Source organism: Nocardia sp. NPDC005746, assembly GCF_040630785.1.
Lineage (GTDB): Bacteria > Actinomycetota > Actinomycetes > Mycobacteriales > Mycobacteriaceae > Nocardia.
In genome coordinates this window covers 73,584-97,055 of sequence record NZ_JBEXYE010000014.1, presented here as the reverse complement: position 1 = coordinate 97,055, position 23,472 = coordinate 73,584, and the positions used below count along the sequence as shown (strand labels likewise).

Sequence of the window (23,472 nt, the reverse complement as noted above, 5' to 3'; positions counted from 1 at the left end):
TGGACCAATGTTAGGAGCCAATCCGATGGCAAATTCCTGGTCCAATTCTGGTGTGGATCTGCATCTGCTCGTCGAGCCGGGGGCGGGACGGCGGGTCGGCGTGGAGCAGGCGTTGCGCGAGGCGATCCGGGACGGCCGGCTCGCCGCCGGGGAGCGCCTGCCGCCCAGCCGAACCCTGGCCGTCGAACTCGGACTCTCGCGCGGGACGGTCAGCGCGGCGTACGACCAGCTGATCGCGGAGGGGCTGTTGACCGCGCGGCAAGGCTCGGGCACGCGCGTCGCCGATGCTGTCGCCACCCCTGGCCCGGTCACCCCGCCTATCGTCGGCAGCCCGAAAACCGCGGCGCCACGCCACAATCTGCGCGCGGGCAGTCCCGACATCAGCCGCTTTCCCACCACCGCCTGGCTCGGCGCGGCCCGGAAGGCCCTCGGCGCGGCACCGGCGGACGCGTTCGGGTACGGCGATCCGTGCGGGCGGATCGAACTGCGATCCGCGCTGGCCGACTATCTGGGCCGCACCCGCGGCGTGCTGGCCACACCGGACCGGATCATCGTCACCACCGGCGTCCAGCAGGCGTTGGCACTGATCGGCACAGTGCTGACCGCATCCGGCACGACCGCCATCGCCATGGAGGACCCCTACATTCCGTCGTTCCGCGACACGGTGCGAGCCGCCGGACCCGTCGTGCGGCCGCTGCCGGTCGACGGCGACGGCGCGCGCGTGAACCTGCTCGGCACGACCGAATTCGACGGTGTCACGGCCGCGGTCGTCACGCCGAGTCACCAGTTCCCGATCGGTTCGACGCTGAGCCCGGCGCGACGGCAACACCTCGCCGACTGGGCCCGGGGCGGACGGCTGGTCATCGAGGACGACTACGACGGCGAATTCCGCTACGACCGGCAACCGGTCGGCGCGATCCAGGGCATCGCGCCGGACCACGTCGTCTACCTCGGCACGGCGTCCAAGACGCTCGGCCCGGGACTGCGCCTGGCCTGGATGGTGCTCCCGCCGCACCTGGTCGGCCCGGTCGCCGAGGCCAAACGCCTGGCCGACCACCACTCGGAGACGCTCGGGCAGCTGACGCTGGCCGAGCTGATCACCTCACACGCCTACGACCGGCACATCCGCGCCTCTCGGCTGCGCTATCGCCGCCGCCGCGATCTGCTCGCCGATCGTCTGAAACCCCGGGCGGGGCGACCGCTGACGGGTTTCGCCCTGTCCGGGATCGCCGCCGGACTGCACGCGCTGATCCGGCTCGAGCCCGCCGGCCTGACCGAGGCCGAAGTCCTGTCCCGCGCACGCGAGTACGGCCTGGCGCTCGAGGGCCTGTCCGGAATGTGGCTCTCCCACGAGGGGCGTCCCGACCGGCCGCAGGGCCTCGTCGTGGGATTCGCGGCGCCGTCCGAGAGCGCCTACCCGGCCGCGCTCGACGCCCTGGTGCGCGCGCTGTCGTGGAGTTCGAACCCGCGATGACCGCGGGGCCGTATGGCCTCACGACGCCGGTTCGGGAGCACGACTCCGGTTCAGGCGATGTCCCGGTCACGGCGGGCCAGGGTGTCGGCGGCATGCCGCGCGATGCTGGCGGCCTGGCGGGCCTGGGCTTCAGGGTGCGCGGTGTGCTGGTTCAGCGCCACGCGGATCCGTTCGAAGGATGCGGCGGCGCTGTCGACCGCGTGGCGTAGGGCGGCGAGTTGGGCGATCAGGTCCACCACCTCGTGGGTGGTGAGGGTAAGGGTCGGGTGTTCCTCGCCGGTCAGGATGGCCTCCGCCGCGGATTCCGCCCATCGCGAGTGCAGTACGTCGAGGATGTCGGACACTCGGATCGCCTCCCACAGTCACGGCCTCAGATGACGCTTTGCCCACGATACGTACGAGTAACCCCCTACCGCGGTGGTATCGAGAGCAGCAGACGTGCACACTACCGGTGACCGGCAGTCCAAACGCTGCCCGACCGGGCCTTCGCAACATAAAGGAGCTGACGGGTGTTCAGCCGTATTGCCATTGTGAACCGCGGTGAAGCCGCGGTACGCCTCATTCACGCTGTGCGGGATCTGGCGGCCGAGACCGGCCTGCAGATCCAGACGATCGCGCTGCACACCGATGTGGATCGCAACGCGACCTTCGTCCGTGAGGCCGATATCGCCTACGACCTCGGGCCCGCCGCGGCGCGCCCGTACCTGGATCTGAAGGCGCTCGAGCAGGCGCTCAAGGCGACCAACGCCGATTCGGCGTGGGTCGGTTGGGGTTTCGTGGCCGAGGATCCGGCCTTCGCCGAACTCTGCGAGCAGATCGGGGTGACCTTCATCGGTCCCAGCCCCGACGCCATGCGCAAGCTCGGTGACAAGATCGGCGCGAAACTGATCGCCGAGGAGGTCGGCGTACCCGTCGCGCCGTGGAGCCGCGGCGGCGTCGAGACCGTCGAGGCCGCGCTGGCCGCGGCCGAGGACATCGGCTATCCGCTGATGTTGAAGGCCACCGCCGGTGGTGGTGGTCGCGGTATCCGCATGATCACCAATGCCGACGAGCTGGTCGACGCCTACGAGCGGACCCGGCAGGAGGCCGCGCGCGCCTTCGGCAGCGGCGTGGTGTTCCTGGAGCGTCTGGTCACCGGCGCCCGCCACGTCGAGGTGCAGGTGATCGCCGACGGTCAGGGCACCGCGTGGGCGCTGGGCGTGCGCGACTGCTCGGTGCAGCGGCGCAACCAGAAGGTCATCGAGGAGTCGGCCTCGCCGGTGCTGCGTCCCGAGCAAGCCGCCGAACTGAAGGCCTCGGCCGAGCGGCTGGCGATCGCGGTGGGTTACCGCGGCGCGGCGACGGTCGAGTTCCTGTATCACCCGGGCGACGAGCTGTTCGCCTTCCTCGAGGTCAATACCCGTCTGCAGGTCGAGCACCCGATCACCGAGTCCACCACCGGATTCGACCTGGTGCGCGCGCAGCTGCACGTGGCCTCCGGCGGCAAGCTCGAGGGTCAGCCGCCCGCCGAGCGCGGCCACGCCATCGAGGCCCGGCTCAATGCCGAGGACCCCGACCGTGACTTCGCGCCCGCCCCGGGCCGGATCGCCCGTCTGGATCTGCCCGCCGGACCAGGCATTCGCGTGGATACCGGTGTCAGCGAGGGCGATACGATCCCCGCCGACTTCGACTCCATGATCGCCAAGATCATCGCCTACGGCCGCGACCGCGACGAGGCGCTGGGCCGCCTGCGCCGCGCCATGTCGCAGACCCGTGTGGTCATCGAAGGCGGTTCCACCAACAAGAGTTTCGTGCTCGACCTGCTCGAGCAGCCCGAGGTGATCGACGGCAGCGCCGACACCGGCTGGATCGACCGCGTCCGCGCGCAGGGCCGCCTGGTCTCGCACCGGCACTCGGCGATCGCCGTGGCCGTGGCCGCGATCGACGCCTACGAGGAGGAAGAGCGGGCCGAGCGTGTGCGCCTGCTGTCCACGGCGGCCGGTGGCCGTCCGCAGGTGCAGCACGAGAGCGGCCGCCCGCACGACCTGAAGCTGCGCGGCGCCGCTTACCGGGTGCGGGTCGCGCGTATCGGCGCGCACCGCTTCCGGATCGGGATCGAAGCCGGCGGCGATATGCGTTCGGCCGATGTGGATCTGGAGCGTTTCGACCGGCACACCGGCCAGATCGTGGTGAACGGCAGCCGTTTCCGGGTCGTCACCGGCACTCACGGACCGGTCACCCTGGTCGACATCGAGGGCGTGACGCACCGGATCAGCCGCGACGAGGGCGGCGTGGTCCGCTCCCCCGCTCCCGCGCTGGTGGTCGCCACCCCGCTGACTGTCGGCGACGAGGTCGAGGCGGGCGCGCCCGTGCTGGTGCTGGAGTCCATGAAGATGGAAACCGTGCTGCGCGCGCCGTTCCGGGCCCGGCTCAAGGAGAGCGCGGTCGCGGTCGGTTCCCAGGTGGAGACCGGCGCGCCGCTGCTGCGGCTGGAGCCGATCGCCGATGACACCGAGACCGAGAACGCCGCTCCGGCCGCCACGGTCGAGCTGGATCTGCCGGGCGCGCCCGCGCCGGTCCTGCCGCACGAGGGCCTGACCCGCAGTCTGCAGGATCTGCGCAGCCTGCTGCTCGGCTTCGACGTGGACCCGCACGACGAGCAGCGGGTGCTCGACGACTACCTGGCCGTGCGCCGGGCGGCCGTCGCCGACAACCGCCGTCCGCTGTCCGAGGAAATCGAGCTGGTACAGGTCTTCGCGGATCTGGCCGAGCTGAGCCACAACCGGTCCTGGGAGGACAACGGCTCGCAGGGCCACGTGCACAGCGCCCGCGAGTTCTTCCACACCTACATGCAGAGCCTCGATGTGGAGCGGGCCGGGCTGCCCGAGTCGTATCGGGCGGATCTGAGCGCGGCGTTCGCGCACTACGGTGTCGCCGAGCTGGATCGCTCGTCGGACCTGGAGGCGGCGGTCTTCCGCATCTTCCTGGCCCAGCAGCGGCCGGCCGGAACGGTCACCGTCATCACCGCGCTGCTGCGCGAGTGGCTGAGCGAGCCGGTGCCGGACCGCGCGCTGCGCGAGCCCGCCGGTCTGGCGCTGGAACGCCTGGTGACCGCGACGCAGTTCCGGTTCCCGGGTCTGGCCGACCTCGCGCGTGGTGTGGCGTACGCCTGGTACGCCCACCCGCTGCTGCGCCGCAACCGCGCCCGGGTGTACACCACCGTGCGCAAGCACCTGAGTTTCCTGGACGCCCAGCCGGATACGGCCGAGCGCACCGACCGCATCGCGGACATGGTGCGGGCGACCGAGCCGCTGGTGCGTCTGCTGGGTCAGCGTCTGGTCCGCGGCAGCACCGACAACACCGCCATGCTGGAGGTGCTGACGCGGCGCTACTACGGCAACAAGGACCTCACCGAGGTGCGGACCGAGGAGTCGAACGGGCAGCGTTTCGTCATCGCCGAGCGCCGGGGCGTGAACCTGGTGTCGGCGGCGGTGAGCTTCGACGCGCTCGACACCGTGCTGCGCGGACTGGCCGAGGTGGCGCGTGATTCCTCGTCCGTCGAGGCCGACATCTACCTCAGCTGGGAGAAGCAGCCGGAGGACTTCGAGGCGATGGCGGTGGCGCTGCAGGAAGCGCTTGCCGGGCAGCCGCTTCCGGGTCAGGTGCACCGGATCACCTGCACGGTGGCGGGCAGCGGTGGCGCGGTCATGCACCACCACTTCACCTTCCGGCCGGCGACCACGGGGATGTCGGAGGAGCGGCTGATCCGCGGTCTGCACCCGTATATCGCCCAGCGCATGCAGATGCGCCGGCTGCGCAAGTTCGACCTCACCCGCCTGCCGTCCTCGGACGACGAAGAGGTGTACCTGTTCCGTGCGGTGGCCAAGGAGAATCCGGCCGACGACCGTCTGATCGCGTTCGCGCAGGTGCGCGACCTGGCCGCGCTGCGCGAGCACGACGGCCGCCTGCTGGTGCTGCCCACCGCGGAGAGCACCATCGCCACCTGCCTCGACTCCATCCGCCGCGCCCAGGCGCAGCGGCCGTCGAACAAGCGGTTCAACACCAACCGGATCGTCATGTACATCTGGCCGGTGGTCGATGTGACCCGCAGCGAGCTGGAGACGGTGATCGCCGGGCACGTGCTGCCGATGACGGCGGGCGCGGGCCTCGAGGAGATTCTGCTCATCGCCCGGCAACGGGATCCGCAGACCGGTCAGCTGGAGAAGATCGCGGTGCGCGTCTCCTTCGACGCGACCGGCGGTGTCCAGGTGAGCGTCGGTGAGCGCACCGACGACGCGGTCGAGCCGCTCGACGAGTACCGGCAGAAGGTGCTGCGCGCGGGTAGCCGCAACACCGTCTACCCGTACGAATTGACCGGTCTGCTGGGTGAATTCAGCGAGTACGACCTCGACGCCTCGAACACCCTGGTGCCGGTGGACCGGCCCAAGGGCCGCAACAGCGCGGCGCTGGTGGCCGGTGTGGTCATCACCCCGACCCCGCAGCATCCGGCCGGTGTCATGCGTGTCGCCCTGCTGGGCGATCCGACGAAGTCGCTGGGCGCGTTGTCGGAGCCGGAGTGCCGCCGGGTGATCGCGGCCATCGATCTGGCCGAGTCGCTGCGGGTGCCGCTGGAGTGGTACGCGCTGTCCTCGGGCGCCCGCATCTCGATGAAGTCGGGCACCGAGAACATGGACTGGGTGGCGGCCGCGCTCAAGCGGATCGTCGAGTTCACCCAGATCGGCGGCGAGATCAATATCGTGGTCAACGGCATCAATGTCGGTGCGCAGCCGTACTGGAACGCCGAGGCGACCATGCTCATGCACACCAAGGGCATCCTGGTGATGACGCCGGAGTCGGCGATGGTGCTGACCGGCAAGCAGGCGCTGGACTTCTCCGGCGCGGTCTCGGCCGAGGACAACTTCGGCATCGGCGGCTACGACCGTGTGATGGGCCCCAACGGCCAGGCCCAGTACTGGGCGCCGAATCTGCTTGCCGCGCGGGACATCCTGATGGCGCACTACGACTTCTCGTACGTGGTTCCCGGCGAGGACGGTCCGCGCCGCGGCAAGACCGCCGACCCGGTCGACCGCGATGTCTCCGACTTCCCGCACGTGCTGGAGGGCAGCGACTTCGCGACCGTCGGGGATATCTTCTCCACCGCCGCGAACCCGGATCGCAAGAAGCCGTTCGACATTCGCACCGTGATGCGGGCGCTGGCCGACCAGGACCACGAGGTGCTGGAGCGGTGGGCGGGCATGGCCGACGCCGAGACCTCCGTCGTCTTCGACGCGCGTCTGGGCGGAATCCCGGTGTGCCTGTTGGGTATCGAGTCCAAGAGCGTGGGGCGGCGCGGCTTCCCCGCCACCGACGGACCCGACACCTACACGGCGGGAACGCTTTTCCCGCAGTCGTCGAAGAAGGCGGCGCGAGCGATCAACGCGGCCAGCGGCAACCGCCCGCTGGTGGTGCTGGCCAACCTGTCCGGCTTCGACGGTTCGCCGGAGTCGATGCGCAAGGTGCAGCTGGAGTACGGCGCCGAGATCGGCCGGGCCATCGTCAATTTCGACGGCCCGATCGTGTTCTGCGTGATCTCCCGCTACCACGGCGGCGCCTTCGTGGTGTTCTCGAAGACCCTGAACCCGAGCATGACCGTGCTGGCGCTGGAGGGCTCGTTCGCCTCCGTGCTGGGCGGCGCCCCCGCCGCGGCGGTCGTGTTCTCGGGCGAGGTCAGCGCGCGCACCGAGGCCGACCCGCGGGTGCGCGACTTCGAGCTGCGCGCGACGAACGCCTCCGGCACCGACCGCGCCACCCTGACCGCGGAGCGCGACGAACTGCGCTTCTCGGTGCGGGCGGAGAAGCTGGGTGAGGTGGCCGCGGAGTTCGACCGCGTGCACAACATCCAGCGCGCCGTCGAGGTGGGTTCGGTGGACGCCATCATCAGCACCGTCGAGATGCGCCCGCGCATCATCGCCGCCATCGAGGCCGGGCTCGCCCGCCACTGATCGACAGCACACGAAACGCCCCGGCAGTCGTCCGACTGCCGGGGCGTTCTCGTTCGATGAGGAGGCTCAGAAACCGCGCAGGCGGTCCGGGGTGATGCGGACCGGGACGGAGTAGTCGGCGAAGAACTCTTCGCGGGTCATGCCGATCTCGACCAGGCCCTTGGCGTACTTCTCGACGTAGGCGTCGAGTTCGGCGGGGGTCGGCTCGGTGGTGTCGACGCGGGCGGGGCCGTTGAAGACCACGACCTGGCCGCCGCTGGCGGTGCTGTTGAGGTTCAGCGACACCCGCGGGTCGGCGGCGATATTGCGGAGCTTGGGCGTGCCGGGCTGGGTGAAGATCAGGAACTCACCGTTGGCCCACTGGAACCAGACCGGGTTGGGTTGCGGCGTACCGCTGGGGCTCACGGTGGTCAGCCAGACAATGCCATCCTCCGCCAGACGTTTGGTGACCAGAGCACCGAATTCGGTGTCGGTGTCGATGAGCGGCGAGGAAGCGGACATGCGGTCTCCTTGCGAGGTGTGGGTCGGTTCGATCCATGACGGTCAACGCCCCACTGTCCGTGGGCATTCCGCGTTTCACACGATCTTTTCGGGCCACAGTCCGGTGCCGTCGCTGAGCAGCATGGCCTCGGCGACCGCCTCGTCGATGACGTGCCGGGTCTGCTGGTCGGTGGTGATGCGGGCGAACTCGGCCACCGAGACGCTCTGGCCGGTATCGGTGATGGCGCCCTCGCGGTCGAATTCGGCGGCGAACCGTTCGGGGCCGAGCGCGGTGCGGGCCCGGGCGGTGATGCGGTCGACGTCCATGCGCTCGCCGCTGGCCAGGGGCGCGCCGGTGGAGGCCCGCGCCTTGGTCGCCGCGCCGAGCAGGCGGGCGGCCCGCTCATAGTCCTCGGTCATCACCGCGGCCCCGGCCAGCCCTTCGACGGCCAGCGCGACGGCACGGATGTCACCGGCGACGGAGGCGGCCGACAGGCTCTCGGTGTGCAGGGTGCGGGCGGCGTCGGCGTCGCCGCGCAGCTCGGCGATGAAGCCGAGTTCGGCCAGCACCAGCGCGACCCCGTTGTGCGCCTCGATGGCGGCGAGCCAGCCCAGCCACCGGTTGAGGTGCTTCTCGGCGTCCTCCAGCCGGCCCTGCCGCCGCGCGCTCAGGCCCAGCCCGATCTCGGCGAACCCCTCCCCCAGCCGGTTGGCGTGGCTCACCGCGAGCCGCATGGCCCGGTGATGGAGTTCGTCGGCGGTCCGGAATTCGCCGCGCAGCAAGGCGATCCGGCCGAGCAGCGCGAGTTTGTGGGAGGTCTCGGTCCAGAGCCCGAGTTCCTCCACGATCTGCAGTCCCTCGTAGTGCAGGTCGTTGGCCTCGTCGTAGCGGCCCTCGAATTCGGCGAGCACCGCCAGCGCCTCGATGGCCTTGAGCCGGCCCCAGCGGTCGCCGACCTCGTCGAAGATGGCGGCGCTCAGCTGCGCGTGGTCGCGGACGGTGGCGAGGTCGCTGCGGGCGGTGTTCTGGGCGGCGCGCAGGCTCAGCGAGGCCGCGATGCCCCAGTTGTCGTCGAGGGTCCGGAAGGCGGCCAGGGCCCGGCCGACGCGGTCCTGGCTCTCGGGCAGCGCGCCCGAATACCACTGGGCGTAGCCGAGAAACCATTCGCTGCGCGCGAGCGCTCGCAGTTCGGTGTCGGTCTCGTCGCCGTCGAGGGCGGGCGAGGGGCTGACCAGCTGCCCGGCCTCCCCGATGAGCAGGGCCATGCCCGCCCGCCAGCGCAGGATGGTCGCGCGTTCGACCGGCCGCAGCTGCCCGGCCATGGCGCTGACCGCGGACAGGTAGCGGTGCGCCTCGATGAGCCGTCCGCGCAGGAAGCCGAACCAGATCAGCGAGTTGACCAGTCGCATGGCGAGCCGGGCGTTGCGGCACACGATGGCGAAGTCGGCGGCCTTGCGGATATTGGGCGACTCCACGTCGAGCTGTTCCAGCCAGCGGCGCTGGTCGGGCCCGTGCAGTTCGGCGCTGGCGTGCTCGCCGCGGTCGGCGTAGTGCATGGCGTGCCGCAGCCGCAGTTCCAGCAGGGTGCCGGTGGCCTCGAGGTATTCGACGCAGTAGGCCGCGATCGATTCCAGCAGCCGGTAGCGCGGGCCGTGCCGCGATTCCTGCATGACCACCAGGGACTGGTCGACCAGCCGGGTGAGCACGGCGAGGATCTCACCGTCCTCGCCCGGATCGCGGATGAGGGCGCGGGTGGCCGCCAGCGAGCAGTCCTCGGCGTGAACGGCCAGCCAGCACAGCACATTTCGTTCGACACGCGAGAGCGGCGCCCAGCTCCAGTCGATGGCGGCGCGCAGGGTGCGGTGCCGATCCGGGGAGTCCCGGAAGCCGCCTTCGAGGACCTGGAAGCGCCGGTCGAGCTGGACCAGCAGTTCGTGGACGCCGAGCACCCGCACCTTGGTCGCGGCGAGTTCGATGGCGAGCGGGATGCCGTCGAGGCGACGGCAGATGGCGATGATGTCGTGGATATTGGATGCGTCGACCCGCAGGCCGGGCGCCCGCGCGGCGAAGAGCTGGACCGCGCTGGCGGTGGCGAGCGATTCGGGTCCGGTGGTGTCGGCGGGCGGCAGGTCCAGGGGTTCGACGGCGCTGATCCGCTCCCCGCGGACGGCCAGGGGCGCGCGGCTGGTCGCCAGGATCCGGCAGTTCGCCGATTCGGCGAGGATCGCTTCCACCAGGTGGGCCGCCGCCTCGACGACGTGCTCGCAGTTGTCGAGCACCAGCAGGGCGCGGCGCGCCCGCAGGAACGCCACCACCCGGTCCACCGAGTTGAGGCCCGGCGACAGGGACTTGCCGCCGGATCCGGGTGGCGCGTTGACGTCTACGGTCAGCACCGAGAGCACCGCGTCCGCCAGCACTTCCGGCCCGTGCGAGCGGTCCAGGGCGTCGAATTCGACCAGCCAGATGCCGTCCACGAAGCTGTCGACCAGGCTGTGCGCGACCGCCAGGGCGAGCCGGGATTTCCCGACGCCGCCGGGTCCCACCAGGGTGACGAGCCGATCCGAGGCGGTGTCGGCCCGCACCTCGTGTACGGCCGCGTCCCGACCGATCAGCGCGTTGGGCGGGGAGGGCAGGTTGTGCCCGAAGGTGCGGCCCGCCACCAGGACCGGTTCGGGTTGCAGGTCGGCGCGCTGTTCGAGGATGGCGCGGTGCAGATCGACGAGTTCGCGGCTGGGGTCGGCGCCACGGGTCTCGGCGAGCAGGGCGCGTAGTTCGTTGAAGCTGTCGAGGGCGTCGGCGGCGCGGCCGGAGCGGTAGAGCGCGCGCATCTGGATGGACCGCAGGCGTTCCCGCAGCGGGTGTTCGCGGACCAGTTCGTTGATCTCGGCGATGAGCGTGCGGTGCTCGCCGAGTTCGAGGCGGGCTTCGACGAGTTCGCTGCGGGCGGCGATACGGGTCTCGTTCAGCGAGGCGGAGCTCTCCTCACCGAAGGGCAGGTCGATGAAGTCGGCGAAGGCGGGTCCGCGCCACAGCGCCAGCGCCTCGCGCAGCAGGTCGGCCCGCGCCCGCAGGTCGGTCGAATGCTGGGCGCGCGCAACGAGGTCCAGGAATCGGGTGGAGTCCAGCCGGTGCGGCTCGACCCGGAACAGGTAGCCGGCGGGGGTGGTGACGATGTGTTCTCGGCCACCCGGCTCGGCCTGTTCGAGGGCCCGGCGGAGCTGAGAAACCTTGGTGTGCAACGATCGGGTCGGATTGGTGGGCGGGGATTCGGGCCACAGATCCTCGATCAGCCGGTCGGTGGAGACCGGGACCCCCACATGGGCGATGAGATCGGCGAGCAGCGCCCGCACCAGCGACTCCGGTATCGACACCGGGTCGCCCAGATCCGTAGCGACCTCCAACGACCCCAATACCGCGAACTGCACGATCCGATCCTATCTAATTCACTTTTCAATCAGGTGATCGGAAACCCTCACGGCCCCTGCGGAAGTGGGCCCGAAGCGAACCCGAAGGACCTTCCGACAGAATGGTCCCGAACGATCGAACAAGGCCACGACGACGAGGGAAGGGATCGCCGCCAGGGCCCCGATTGTTCATGTCGCGCGTGTCACGATCGGCGTTAATGCGCGCCGGTCAGGTCTGGCCGATCGGGCCTGGGGAGGACTCCGGGGCCGAGATCGACACCGCACCAGCGCCTCCATTGCCGTAGGCGCTCGGACAACAGGGTTCCGCCAGTGTCCCAGGACCCCTGCCGTTCCGCCGCGCACCCCGCCGACCGACGAAATTCGTTGGCGCCGTGCGCGTCCGGAAACCGGACGTCCGTGATTCAGCACCGTCAGGGACCAAAGTACCAGGGGATATCGTGTTGTTCAGCCTTCTCGGACCGCTCGAGGTCCGGCACCAGAACCAGCCATTGCGACTCGGTGGCGTGAAACAGCGGGCAACCCTCGCGTACCTACTTCTGCATCCCAATACCGTCGTCCCGGCCAGCCGACTGCTCGACGCCCTGTGGCCCACCGAAACCATGCCCACCTCGGCCCGAAAGATCCTGCACAACGCGGTGTGGTCGCTGCGAAATCTGTTCCCGGAGGACAACAGTGGACCGGTCGCGCTGATCCGGCGCCCGCCGGGGTATGTGCTCGAGGTCGACACCGACCTCATCGACCTGCATCGTTTCTATCGCCTGGCCGACAGCGGCCGCGCCGCGGCCGTGGCCGAGGACCTGGACACCGCCGCCGCTCGCCTGACCGAATCGCTGTCGCTGTGGCGCGGTTCACCGCTGTCCGATCTCACCGAGCACGGGGTCGACTGGCCCGAACTCGCGGCCGCCGCGGACGCCCGGATGTCGGTGTCGGAGGACCTGTTCGAGATCGAGCTGGCGCGCGGCAACCACGCCCGGGTGGTGGACGCGCTCAGCGCGCTGGCCGATTCCGGGCAATTGCGGGAACGGTCCTGCGGACAGCTCATGCTGGCGCTCTACCGCGGCCGCCGCCCGTCGGACGCGCTGGCCGTCTACACCGCCTGGCGCAATGCCCTGATCGAGAACTACGGGCTGGAACCGGGTTCGGAGCTGCAGACGTTGCAGCAGGCCATCCTGAATCAGAGCCCGTCGCTGCTGTTGCCGGACGTCGAACCCGTGCGGCCCGAGCCGGTGGTGGTGGTCGCTCCGGCCGACCGGGTGACCCGCTCCACCGTGCTGTCGGTCCGGATCGAGGCGAGTGGGGCGGACGCGTCCGAGGACAACCCGACCATGGGCGAACGCTACCTTCCGGCGATCCGGGCGGCCGCGGAGTCGTTGGGCGGCACGGTGGTCGGCGTCATCGGCTCCACGGTGATGACGGCGTTCCCGGAGCCGTGCGAGGTGGCCGAGGTGGTGGCCGCCGCGATCCGGCCGCACGAGTGGATCACCGGGGCGCGCACCGAATTCGGGGCGCGCGTGGAGCCGCGGTTCCGGGCCGCGGTGGTGACCGGTGACGCCGAAGGCCGTGTCCCCCGGGCGTATTCCGACCTGCGCACCTCGAACCGCTACGCCGACCTGTTCGACGAATGCGACCGGCTGCTGCACGACGCGCCCACCGGCTCGGTGACCGTCTGCGATCGCACCCGTCGCGAGTCGGAGACCGTGATCCGCTATCGGCAGCGCCCGACCGGACACTGGTACGCGGCGGGCCTGGAGGTCGCGAACGATTCCGACGCCGAGACCGATCCGGATGTGCGGATGCTGCTGGGTCTGCGCGAGCGGGTCCAGCATCGGGCGGCCTCGCATCTGGTGGCGGTGGTGGCTCCGGCCGCGACCAGCGCCCGGCGGGTGGCACGCGCGTTCCGCTCCACCGTGCGCGCGCTGAGCGATGCCGAGCTGATCCTGTGCGCCCGTTTCGGTGACGGGGATCGGCTCGACACCCATCGCGCCATGCTGGCCGCCGCGTGCGGTTTCCAGGTGGGTGACGCGCCCGCGAGTATCGCGGCGCGGCTGGCCGAGGCGGCGGATCATCCGCTGCGTCCGCCGGTGGCGGCGCGCAAGCTGGCCGAGGCGCTGTACCCGCTGGCCACCGGAACCCAGTCCGACGATCCGGCGCGGGTTCGGCAGATGCTCACCGCCTGGACCGAATTGCTGTGCGCCAAAGCGGGTCTGGGTCCGATGACCCTGATCTTCGAGGACGCCCATCTGGCCGACCACGCCAATCTGGACTTCCTCGAGACCCTGCTCGACAGTGCCGAGTGCGCACCGCTGCTGGTGGTGCTCACCGGCGAGGGTTCGCTCGCGCACGGCCGCTTCGCGCGCATCGCGGGCACCCGGGAGTCCACGCTCATCACCTCCGATCTGCGGCCTGGCCGCCGGCCCGCCCAGCGGCGGCGTCCGGCCGCGCTGCTGACCGCCACCGCCGACCGGCATCCGGCGGCCTTCGCCGCCAGCTGATCCGACCTGCCCTCCGCGGCAACCACACTCGACGAGGAAGTGACCTGATGACCGAATCGCTGTTGATCCGCCCGGACGACGCGCGCTATCGCGGGCTGATCTCCGGTTCCAATACCCGATGGGTGGGCACACCCGACTACATCCGCCTGGCCCTGAACACCGAGCAGGTCGTCGAGGCCCTGCAGCAGGCGGTCGACGACGAGCTGCGCGTGGTGGTGCGCAGCGGCGGCCACTGCGACGAGGACTTCACCGCCAATGGCAAGGTGCGGGCCGTCATCGACGTATCCGCCTTGGACGCCGTGTATTTCGACGCGCAGATGGGCGCGTTCTCGGTCGGCGCAGGCGCGACCCTGGGCCGGGTCTATTCGACGCTCTACAAGCGCTGGGGCGTCACGCTGCCCGGCGGCACCTGTCCGACGGTCGGCGCGGGCGGGCATGTGGCCGGCGGTGGCTACGGCGCGCTGTCGCGGCTGCACGGGCTGATCGTCGATCACCTGTACGCCGTCGAGGTGGTGGTGGTCGACTCCGACGGCCGGGTGCGTCCGGTCGTCGCGACCCGTGAGACCGACGACCCGAACCGCGACCTGTGGTGGGCGCACACCGGTGCGGGCGGCGGCAATTTCGGCATCGTGACCCGGTATTGGTTCCGCTCCCCCGAGGCCGCGGGCGACGACCCGGCGCGCCTGCTGCCCGCCCCGCCCGCCGAGCTCATCGTCTCCGACGTCTCGTGGTCCTGGGACGAGCTGGACGAGGCCGGATTCGCGCGCCTGGTCAGCAATTTCGGGGCCTGGCACGAACGCCACTCGGGTCCGGAGTCCGCGCACCTGAGCCTGTACAGCCAGCTCAAACTCCAGCACCGGTCGGCGGGTTCGTTCCGGATGAGCACCCAGATCGACGCCGACGAGCCCGACGCCGAGCAGACCATGGACGCGTTCCTGGCCGCGATGGCCGAGGGCACGGGCGCGACCTACACGGTCAACGACCGCAGCCGGGTGCCCTGGTTCTACGCGGTGAAGGAGTGGTTCGGCTTCGTGGAGGCCGCGGTGGCACGCTGGAAGGTGAAGTCCACCTATATGCGTCGGTCGCTGCCCGAGCCGCAGTTGGACGCGCTGTACCGGCAGCTGACCCGCGAGGACTACCCGCACCCGTACGCCATGGTTGCCCTGGTCAGCTACGGCGGCCGGATCAACGCGGTGGAGTCGGACGCGACCGCGGCGGCGCAACGGGATTCGATCATCAAGATGCTGTACGTGACCCTGTGGACGGATCCGTCCGAGGACGAGCGGCACGATCGCTGGATCCGGGAATGCTATGCCGACGTGTACGCGGCGACCGGTGGCGTGCCGGTGCCGGGTGAGGTGACCGACGGCTGCTTCATCAACTACGCCGACGCCGATCTGGCCGACCCGGCGCTGAACGACTCGGGCGTGCCGTGGCACCGCCTGTACTTCAAGGACAACTACCCGGCATTGCGGGCCGCGAAGGCGAAATGGGATCCGCGCGAGGTGTTCTCGCACGGTCTGTCCATCCGGGCATGAGAAAGGTCCCGATGGGCGGCCACGCTGCCGCTCATCGGGACCTCCGGGTCAGCGGGACTGACCCCGATGCCGCCACGAGATGGGCGGCTGCTGTGCGGGCGCGGGCAGGGTCCAGGCCGCCGCCCGGACCGCCGCCGTCCGCCGCGCCGGTCGGGTGACGGCGCTCAGCGCCAGGACCAGGGCGACGAGTTCGTCGTCGCCGGGTCGGCCCGATTCCACCGCCAGTGCCCCGGTCTCGCCCGCGAGTACCCCCGTCTCGCCGCTCATGCGGGCGGGTTCCCGTGCTTGCGGGCCGGGATGGGCGCGTGTTTGGCGGCGAGCATGGCCAGGCTGTCGATGAGTACGGCCCGGGTGTCGGCGGGGTCGATGACATCGTCGACCAGGCCGCGTTCGGCGGCGTAGTAGGGATGCATCAGCTCCTGCTGGTATTCCTTGATCCGTTGCGCCCGAACCAGATCCGGGTCGGGCGCGGAACCGATCTCACGCCGGAAGATCACCTGCGCGGCCCCCTCCGCACCCATCACGGCGACCTCGTTGGAGGGCCAGGCGAAGGACAGGTCCGCGCCGATGGATCGGGAGTCCATGACGATGTACGCGCCGCCGAAAGCCTTGCGCAGGATCACCTGCACCCGCGGGACGGTGGCGTTGCAGTAGGCGTAGAGCAGTTTCGCGCCGTGCCGGATGATGCCCGCGTGTTCCTGGCCGGTGCCGGGCAGGAAGCCGGGCACGTCGACCAGGGTGACGATGGGGATGTTGAACGCGTCGCAGGTCTGCACGAAACGCGCGGCCTTCTCGGAGGCTTCGATGTCGAGCACGCCGGCCAGCACGCAGGGCTGGTTGGCCACGATGCCCACCACCTCGCCGCCGAGGCGGGCGAAGACGCAGAGGATATTGCGGGCCCAGTGTGCGTGCACCTCGAAATACTCGCCGTCGTCGACGATCTCCTCGATGACGGCCCGCATGTCGTAGGCCTGGGTGGAGTCGGCGGGCACCAGGTCGGCGAGCGCGTCGTTGCGCCGGTCGGGTGCGTCCGCGGTCTCCACGGCGGGCGGGCGTTCGCGATTGTTGGCGGGCAGCAGCGAGATCAGGTAGCGCACTTCCTCGAGGCACTCCTCCTCGGTGTCGTACACGAATCCCGCGACGCCCGAACCGGAGCCGTGCACGTCCGCGCCGCCGAGTTCGTCGTGGGACACCTGCTCGCCGGTGACGGTGCGCACCACATCCGGTCCGGTCACGTACATCTGGGAGATGCCGCGCACCATGAACACGAAGTCGGTGAGGGCGGGCGAGTAGGCCGCGCCGCCCGCGCACGGGCCCAGCATCACGCTGATCTGCGGGATGACGCCGGAGGCGCGGACGTGGCGGCGGAAGATGCCGCCGTATCCGGCCAGCGCGGTCACGCCCTCGTGGATGCGCGCGCCCGCGCCGTCGTTCAGGCCGACCAGCGGCGCGCCCGCGGCCTCGGCCAGGTCCATGAGCTTGTGGATCTTCTCCGCGTGCGCCTCGCCGAGCGAGCCGCCGAAGATCCGGAAGTCGTGGCCGTAGGCGAAGACGGTGCGGCCGTGCACCTTTCCCCAGCCGGTGACCACGCCGTCGGTGTGCGGTTTGCGGTCGGCCATGCCGAAGGCGGTGGCCCGGTGCCGGCGCAGCTGGTCGACCTCCCGGAAGGTGCCCGGATCGAACAGCAGCTCCAGCCGCTCACGCACGGTGAGCTTCCCGATCGAGTGCTGCCGTTCCGTGGCGCTCGAGGGGATACCGTGCACGGCTTCGTGTTTGACGCCGTGCATTTCCTCGACCCGGGATCGCAGCCGCGCGGGCGCGATGGTGACGGGCCGTTCGACGAGTTCGGTCATCAGTGCTCACTCCGTTCCGGCGCCGGGAAATGGCCCGACTCGATGAAGAATTGGACGTAGGTGCGGAAGAGGTCGCCCGACACCGGCGGGCACACGATGCCGGTGCCGGTCAGCATGGCCTCGGTCGCGGACACGTCGATGGCCGGGTAGAAGGCCGCGGTGTCGCCGATCATGGCCTCGAAGGCGTCGAGCAGCGGGACCAGGGCGTTGTCGGTGGTGGCGCCGATCTCGGCGAGCCAGTCGGCCCGGTCACGGTCCTCGATCGGATAGCCCATGGCCCGCAGCCGCTCGACCAGTTCGGGCAGCGCGACCCGAAGCGGGTTGTGCAGGTGGAAGGTTCGCTCGGCGGCGTCCGGGTTCGCGGCCAAAGCGACGATGGCGGCGCTGACGTAGTCGACCGGGGCCAAGTGGAAGTAGCCGTCGCCGACGGGCGGCACGGCCCGCGCCTGAATGATGCCCTTGAGGGTGAGCCAGACGAAGTCGCGGGTCTGGCAGGCGCCGTGGCGCTGGTCGCCGGAGATCACGTCGACGCGGTACACCGAGACCGGCAGGCCCCGGTCGCGGGCCAGTCCGATGTTCTGCTCGGCCACCCATTTGGTGCGCAGGTAGCCGCTGGGCAGCACCTCGGGCGGACCGGTCGGGTCGTCCACGGCCAGCGGCGCGCCGTCCGCGGGTGCGCCCGGGAAGACGCCGACGGTGGAGACGTAGTGCACCGGAACCGTCCGGTGGCGGGCGGCCAGGCGCAGGATCTCCTCGGTGCCACCGACATTGGCGTCACGCAGCAACGGGTAGGGCTGGAGCCAGTGCACGGTCGCCCCCGCGTGGAACACCACGTCGACCAGCTTCGCGAGATCGTCGAAGTCGGTCTCGGACAGCCCGAGTCGCGGGGCCGCGAGATCGCCGACGATGACGCGAACCCGGTTCAGGTCCACTTCGCCCGACACCCGGTAGAACTCCAGGTTGGCGATCAGCCGCTCGGTCGCGGCGGCCTGGTCCGCGCCGCGGATCACACAGTGCACCACGGCCTCGGTGGTCGTCATGAGGTCGCGCAGCATGAACGCGCCGAGGAATCCCGAAGCGCCGGTGAGCAATACGTGATCGGGGTCGGTGGCGACGCGGACGACGGTGTCCGCGGGGCGGATGTCGTCGGCCAGGCGCACTTCGGCGGCGAAGTCGATGGCCCCGGTCGCGCCGTCGCCGGATTCGGCGAGGATGAACCCCGCCAGCGCCTCGGGGGTCGGGTGATCGTAGGCGACGGTGGCGGGCAGCCGGGTCCCGAACGCGGCCTGCAGCCGATTGCGGAATTCGACGGTGGCCAGCGAGTCGAAGCCCGCTTCGCTGAATTCTCGTGTGCTGTCGAGGGCTTCGGCGCCCTGGTGGCCGAGGACGGCGGCGGCTTCGCGCAGCACCAGGTCGAGTACCAGGGCGTGCTGTTCGGCCGGGGCGCGGCCGCGCAGCAGTTCGGTGATCGAGATGGCGGCCTCGGCATTGCCCGCCACCGCGCGCTGGGTGGGCAGCAGGCCCGAGAGCAGCCGGGTCGGCCGGGATCGGATGGCGGACAGTTCCAGCGGGGTGGCCACGACCAGGGTCCGTTCCGATCCGGCGGCCGCGTCGAGCAGGGCCAGACCGGATTCGGCGGGCAGGGCTGGGAAGCCGCCGCGCGCGATGCGCTGTTTGTCGGCGTCGTCGAGGTGGCCGCTGATGCCGCCCTCCTGTTCCCACAGGCCCCACGCGATGGAGGTGGCCGGCAGGCCGAGTCCGGCGCGGTGGGCGGCGAGCGCGTCGAGGAAGACATTGGCCGCGGCGTAGTTGCCCTGGCCCGGCCCGCCGATGATCCCGGCCACCGAGGAGAACAGCACGAACGCGGTGAGTTCCCGGTCGAGGGTGAGTTCGTGCAGCAGCCAGGCGGCGTCGGCCTTGGGCCGCAGGACCGCGGCCAGCCGGTCCGGGTCGAGGTCGCGCAGCAGGCCGTCGTCGGTGGCGCCCGCGGTGTGGACGATCGCGGTCACGGGGTGCGCGGCGAGCACGGCGGCCAGGGCGTCGCGGTCGGCGGCATCGCACGCGACGATGTCGACCTGTGCGCCGGAAGCCGTCAGTTCGGCCCGAAGCGCTTCCGCCCCCGGGCTTTCCAGGCCGCGACGGCTGAGCAGCACCAGGCGCTCGACCCCGCGCTCGGTGACCAGGTGGCGGGCCAGCATGGCGCCCAGAGAGCCGGTACCACCGGTGATCAGCACGCACTCCCCCACCCAGCGGGCCGGGGCGGGCAGGGCGACGCGCTGCAGTCGCGGCACGAAGACGCGGCCTTCGCGAATAACGACCTGGGGTTCCCCTGCCGTGACGACCGCGGACAGGGCGGCGGTCGAGGCCGGATCGTCGTCGATGTCGGCCAGCACGATGCGGCCGGGCAGCTCCGACTGGGCCGAGCGCAGCAGACCCCACACACTCGCGGCGGCGACGTCGGTGGCTCCGGAGCCCATGGCCCGCTCGGTCACCACGACCAGCGGTGCGGCGGTGCGGTCCTCGACGGCGATCCAGCGCTGCACGAGAGTCAGTGCACGCCGGGAGAGTTCGTGCGCGCCGAGTACCGGGTCGACGGTCGGCGCGGCGCCGATCGGGGCCAGGATGGCGTCGACCGGCTTGTCCGCGGTGGCGGCCTCGGCCAGGTCCGCGAACAGTGTGGTCTCCCCGACCTCGGGCAACTGCTCGGTGCCGGAGACCGCGCCCCAGCGGATGGCGCGACCGCTGACGGCGGCGGGCATCCAGTCGACGGTGAACGCCATCTCGTCGATATCCGGCCGCGCCGCAATCGATGCCACTGGCGCGGTCACCGCGCGCAGGGTGGCGACGGCCACGCCCGCCCGGTCGGCGAGCTGCAGCGTGGTCGAGCCGTCGCCGCCGGTGCGGGCCAGTACCCGCAGGGCCGTCGCACCGGTGGAGAACAGCCGGACGTCCCGCAGTTCCCGCACCGTTCCGGGGGCGACAGCGGCCAGCGCGGCGTGCAGCAGCACCGGGTGCACGCCGAAACCCGCTGCCTCGGGCGCGAATTCGTCCGGCAGCGCGACCTCGGCGTGAGTCTCGTCGTCGGTCGCCGTCGGCGGCCACTCGGTGAGTTCGAAATCCGGTGCGCCGATGCGCAATCGGACGCTGCCATGGGCGTGCGGGATCCACGGTCCCGAGGATCCCGAGGGCCGGGAGTGGATCGACACCGTGCGGTCGCCGTTGTCCAGCAGGCCGCCGACCCGGGCCTGGATGTGCAGGTCGGCCCCGGCGGGCATGGTCAGCGGAGTGCGAACGGTCAAGGCGGACAGTTCGGTGCAGCCGAGTTCGTCCGCTGCGCGGGTGGCCAGTTCCACCAGGACGGCGGCGGGGACGGGCGCGCCCGGTTCGATCCAGCGCTGCCGGCGGGACAGGCGGCCGGTGGCGACCACACCGTCGGCGGTGCGGTCGGCCAGGTCGACCGCCACCTCGAGGACGGGGTGGCCGAGAGCCGATCCGGTGCCCGCGGCCCCGATGACGGTGTCGCCCGCCCAGTGCCGCGAGCGCTGGAACGCATAGGTGGGCAGGCTGATTCGGCGTGCGCCCGTGCCCGCGAACACCTGCTCCCAGTCGACCCGCACGCCGTTGGCGTGCATCGTGGCGACGGCGGCGAGGGCGGTCTCGTCGTCTTCTGCGGTGCGGCGCAGCACGGGGATGGAGATGTGCGGGCGGTCCTGGAGGGTTTCGTCGACCAGGGCGCTGAGGATGGCGTCGGGCCCGATCTCCACGAACTTGGTCACCCCGGCCGCGGCCAGGGCGGCGACGCCCTCGGAGAACCGGACGGTGCCGCGAATGTGGCGCGGCCAGTACGCGGGATCGGCGTGGTCGCCGGGGGCGGCGAGCGCGCCGGTCACATTGGACACGATGGGCATGCGGGCGGGCCGGAAGGTGAGTCCGCGGGCCACCGCCTCGAACTCGTCGAGGATCGGGTCCATGTGGTGGGAGTGGAAGGCGTGGCTGACGGCCAGGCGGCGGGAGCGGATCCCGCGCTGTCCCAGGGTTTCCGCGATGGCCTCCAGGTCCTCGGCCGAGCCGGCGAGCACCACCGAGGCGGGTCCGTTGACGCCGGCGAGGCTCACCCGGTCGGAGAGCTGGTCGCGCACGGCGTCCTCGCCCGCACGCACCGCGAGCATCGCCCCGCGCGGCAACGCGTTCATGAGGCGGGCCCGCGCGGCGACCAGAGTGGCGGCGTCGGCCAGCGACAGCACGCCCGCCTGCTGGGCGGCGACGAGTTCGCCGACCGAGTGGCCGGTGAGGTAGTCGGCGCGAATGCCCCAGGACGCCACCAGCTTCGCCAGCGCGTATTCGACGGCGAAGAGGGCGGGCTGGGTGACGGCGGTTTCGTCGAGCCGCTCGCCGGAGGTGATCTCGTCGCGCAGCGGTCGATCCAGCAGCGGGTCCAGGTGGCCGCAGACCTCGTCGAACGCGGCGGCGAAGGCCGGAAAGGCATCGTGGAGGCGCAGACCCATGCCGGGGCGCTGGGCGCCCTGACCGGTGAAGACGAAGGCGGTCTTGCCGGTCCGGGTGGAGGTCGGGTCGGTGGTCAGACCGGCGAGCAGTTCGGCCCGGTCGCGGCCGACGGCGACGGTCCGGTACTCCAGCTGGGTGCGGGTGGTCGCGAGCGAGTACGCGATGTCCAGGTCCCGAGCGTCGGTGCCGGCGGCGAATTCCGCCAGCGCGGCCGCCTGCGCGCGGGCCGCGGCCGCGGACTTGCCGGACACCGGCCAGAGCAGTGATGGAAGCCGAACCGGCTGCGGCGCTGCGGCTTCCGGCGAATCCACTGAATCCGGCCGCGGTTCCGGCGCGTCCGGCGCGGGAGCCTGTTCGATGACGATGTGGGCGTTGGTGCCGCTGACGCCGAACGAGGACACCGCGGCCCGGCGCGGAGCCCCGGTCTCGGGCCAGGGCTGGGCTTCGTTCAGCAGGCGCACCGTGCCCGACGACCAATCCACATCCGGGTTGGGCGTCTCCGAGTGCAGGGTCTTGGGCAGCACGCCGTGGCGGATGGCCTCGATCATCTTGATGACGCCGCCGACGCCCGCCGCCGCGACCGTGTGGCCGATATTGGATTTCATCGATCCCAGCCACAGCGGCCGCGCCGAGGTGCGTTCCCGGCCATAGGTAGCCAGCAGCGCCTGGGCCTCGATCGGGTCGCCCAGCCGGGTGCCGGTGCCGTGGCCTTCCACGGCGTCCACCTCGGCGGCGGAGAGTCCGGCGTCGGCCAGGGCCGCGCGGATCACGCGTTCCTGGGAGGGGCCGTTGGGCGCGGTGAGCCCGTTGGACGCGCCGTCCTGGTTGACCGCGGAGCCGCGCAGGACGGCGAGCACCTCGCGACCGGAGGCGACGGCGTCCGAGAGGCGTTGCAGTGCGAGCAGACCCACGCCCTCCGACCAGCCGGTGCCGTCCGCACCCGCGCCGTAGGACTTGCAGCGGCCGTCGGCGGACAGACCGCGCTGCCGCGAGAATTCGATGTAGCCGCCGGGGTGTCCATAGACGGTGACGCCACCGGCCACCGCGAGGTCGCATTCGCCGCGCCGCAGCGCCTGCGCCGCGAGGTGCACGGCGACCAGCGAGGACGAGCACGCGGTGTCGACGGTGAGGGCGGGGCCCTCGAACCCGAAGGTGTAGGCGAGCCGTCCCGAGACCACGCTGCCCAGTCGCCCGGTCATGGCGTAGCCCTCGAGGTCCGGCGGCGCGGCCAGGTCGAGGTAGCTCTGCTCGCCGGCGCCGACGAACACGCCGGTGCCGCTGCCGCGCAGCGACATCGGGTCGATGCCCGCGGATTCGAACAGTTCCCAGGCGGTTTCGAGCACGACCCGCTGCTGGGGGTCCATGCCGAGGGCCTCGCGCGGGGAGATGCCGAACAGTCCGGCGTCGAAATCGGTGGCGTGGTCGATGAATCCGCCGTGGCGGGTGGTCGAGGTGCCGACGTGCTCGGGGTCGGGATCGTAGAGGGCCGCGACGTCCCAGCCGCGGTCGGCGGGCCATTCGGTGATGGCGTCGGTGCCGGTGTCGACCAGGTCCCACAGCTGGGCGGCGGAGTTCACGCCGCCCGGGTAGCGGCAGGCCTGCGCCACGACCGCGATGGGTTCGGCCGACGCCGATTCGAGTTCGGTGATGCGGCCCTTGGCCTTGGTGAGTTCGGCTGTGGCCCAGCGCAGGTACTCGACCAGTTTCTTGTCTTCAGGCATT

Annotated in this window: 10 protein-coding genes; 4 read left to right on the top strand and 6 right to left on the bottom strand. The window is 71.1% G+C overall.

Annotated features, from left to right (window positions below; all coding sequences use genetic code 11):
- Positions 1-25 precede the first annotated feature (25 nt).
- A complete protein-coding gene (locus ABZ412_RS25130) occupies positions 26-1,474 on the top strand; it encodes a PLP-dependent aminotransferase family protein (RefSeq protein WP_357284361.1) in 1,449 nt (482 codons plus the stop codon).
- Positions 1,475-1,524: 50 nt separating this feature from the next.
- Here the strand turns inward: ABZ412_RS25130 and ABZ412_RS25125 are convergent, their stop codons facing one another.
- Positions 1,525-1,818, bottom strand: coding sequence for a hypothetical protein (locus ABZ412_RS25125; RefSeq protein ID WP_357284359.1), 294 nt, complete (start codon positions 1,816-1,818; stop codon positions 1,525-1,527).
- A gap of 165 nt (positions 1,819-1,983) precedes the next feature.
- Between ABZ412_RS25125 and ABZ412_RS25120 the strand changes: the two genes are divergently transcribed.
- Entirely contained in the window at positions 1,984-7,455 is a 5,472-nt protein-coding gene (locus tag ABZ412_RS25120) for a carboxyl transferase domain-containing protein (RefSeq protein ID WP_357284356.1), read from the top strand.
- Positions 7,456-7,521: 66 nt separating this feature from the next.
- Here ABZ412_RS25120 and ABZ412_RS25115 read toward each other — a convergent pair whose 3' ends face one another.
- Entirely contained in the window at positions 7,522-7,956 is a 435-nt protein-coding gene (locus ABZ412_RS25115; RefSeq protein ID WP_357284353.1) for a TIGR03667 family PPOX class F420-dependent oxidoreductase, read from the bottom strand.
- Positions 7,957-8,031: 75 nt separating this feature from the next.
- Entirely contained in the window at positions 8,032-11,361 is a 3,330-nt protein-coding gene (locus ABZ412_RS25110) for a BTAD domain-containing putative transcriptional regulator (protein ID WP_357284351.1), read from the bottom strand.
- A 503-nt stretch (positions 11,362-11,864) separates the two neighbouring features.
- On the opposite strand from ABZ412_RS25110, the gene ABZ412_RS25105 reads away from it, so the two are divergent.
- Complete coding sequence (locus tag ABZ412_RS25105) at positions 11,865-13,853, top strand: AfsR/SARP family transcriptional regulator (RefSeq protein WP_357284348.1); 1,989 nt, start codon at positions 11,865-11,867, stop codon at positions 13,851-13,853.
- A 47-nt stretch (positions 13,854-13,900) separates the two neighbouring features.
- On the top strand, positions 13,901-15,391 hold the full coding sequence (locus tag ABZ412_RS25100; protein ID WP_357284346.1) for an FAD-binding protein: 1,491 nt from the start codon (positions 13,901-13,903) through the stop codon (positions 15,389-15,391).
- 48 nt (positions 15,392-15,439) lie between these two features.
- Here ABZ412_RS25100 and ABZ412_RS25095 read toward each other — a convergent pair whose 3' ends face one another.
- From ABZ412_RS25095 to ABZ412_RS25085, 3 genes are read right to left on the bottom strand one after another with little or no spacing between them, the layout of a single operon-like run.
- Positions 15,440-15,658, bottom strand: a complete 219-nt coding sequence (locus ABZ412_RS25095) for a hypothetical protein (protein WP_357284343.1) — start codon at positions 15,656-15,658, stop codon at positions 15,440-15,442.
- A complete protein-coding gene (locus ABZ412_RS25090; RefSeq protein WP_357284341.1) occupies positions 15,655-17,244 on the bottom strand; it encodes an acyl-CoA carboxylase subunit beta in 1,590 nt (529 codons plus the stop codon). The genes ABZ412_RS25095 and ABZ412_RS25090 overlap by 4 nt, the downstream gene beginning before the upstream one ends.
- Positions 17,244-23,471, bottom strand: coding sequence for a thioester reductase domain-containing protein (locus tag ABZ412_RS25085; RefSeq protein WP_357284338.1), 6,228 nt, complete (start codon positions 23,469-23,471; stop codon positions 17,244-17,246). Before ABZ412_RS25085 ends, ABZ412_RS25090 begins: the two co-directional genes overlap by 1 nt.
- Position 23,472 lies beyond the last annotated feature (1 nt).

Excerpts from the sequence above, each read along its gene's own strand:
- ABZ412_RS25130 (WP_357284361.1), top strand. The coding sequence starts at position 26 with ATGGCAAATTCCTGGTCCAATTCTGGTGTGGATCTGCATCTGCTCGTC.
- ABZ412_RS25115 (WP_357284353.1), bottom strand. The coding sequence starts at position 7,956 with ATGTCCGCTTCCTCGCCGCTCATCGACACCGACACCGAATTCGGTGCT.
- ABZ412_RS25100 (WP_357284346.1), top strand. The coding sequence starts at position 13,901 with ATGACCGAATCGCTGTTGATCCGCCCGGACGACGCGCGCTATCGCGGG.
- ABZ412_RS25095 (WP_357284343.1), bottom strand. The coding sequence starts at position 15,658 with ATGAGCGGCGAGACGGGGGTACTCGCGGGCGAGACCGGGGCACTGGCG.
- ABZ412_RS25090 (WP_357284341.1), bottom strand. The coding sequence starts at position 17,244 with ATGACCGAACTCGTCGAACGGCCCGTCACCATCGCGCCCGCGCGGCTG.
- ABZ412_RS25085 (WP_357284338.1), bottom strand. The coding sequence starts at position 23,471 with ATGCCTGAAGACAAGAAACTGGTCGAGTACCTGCGCTGGGCCACAGCC.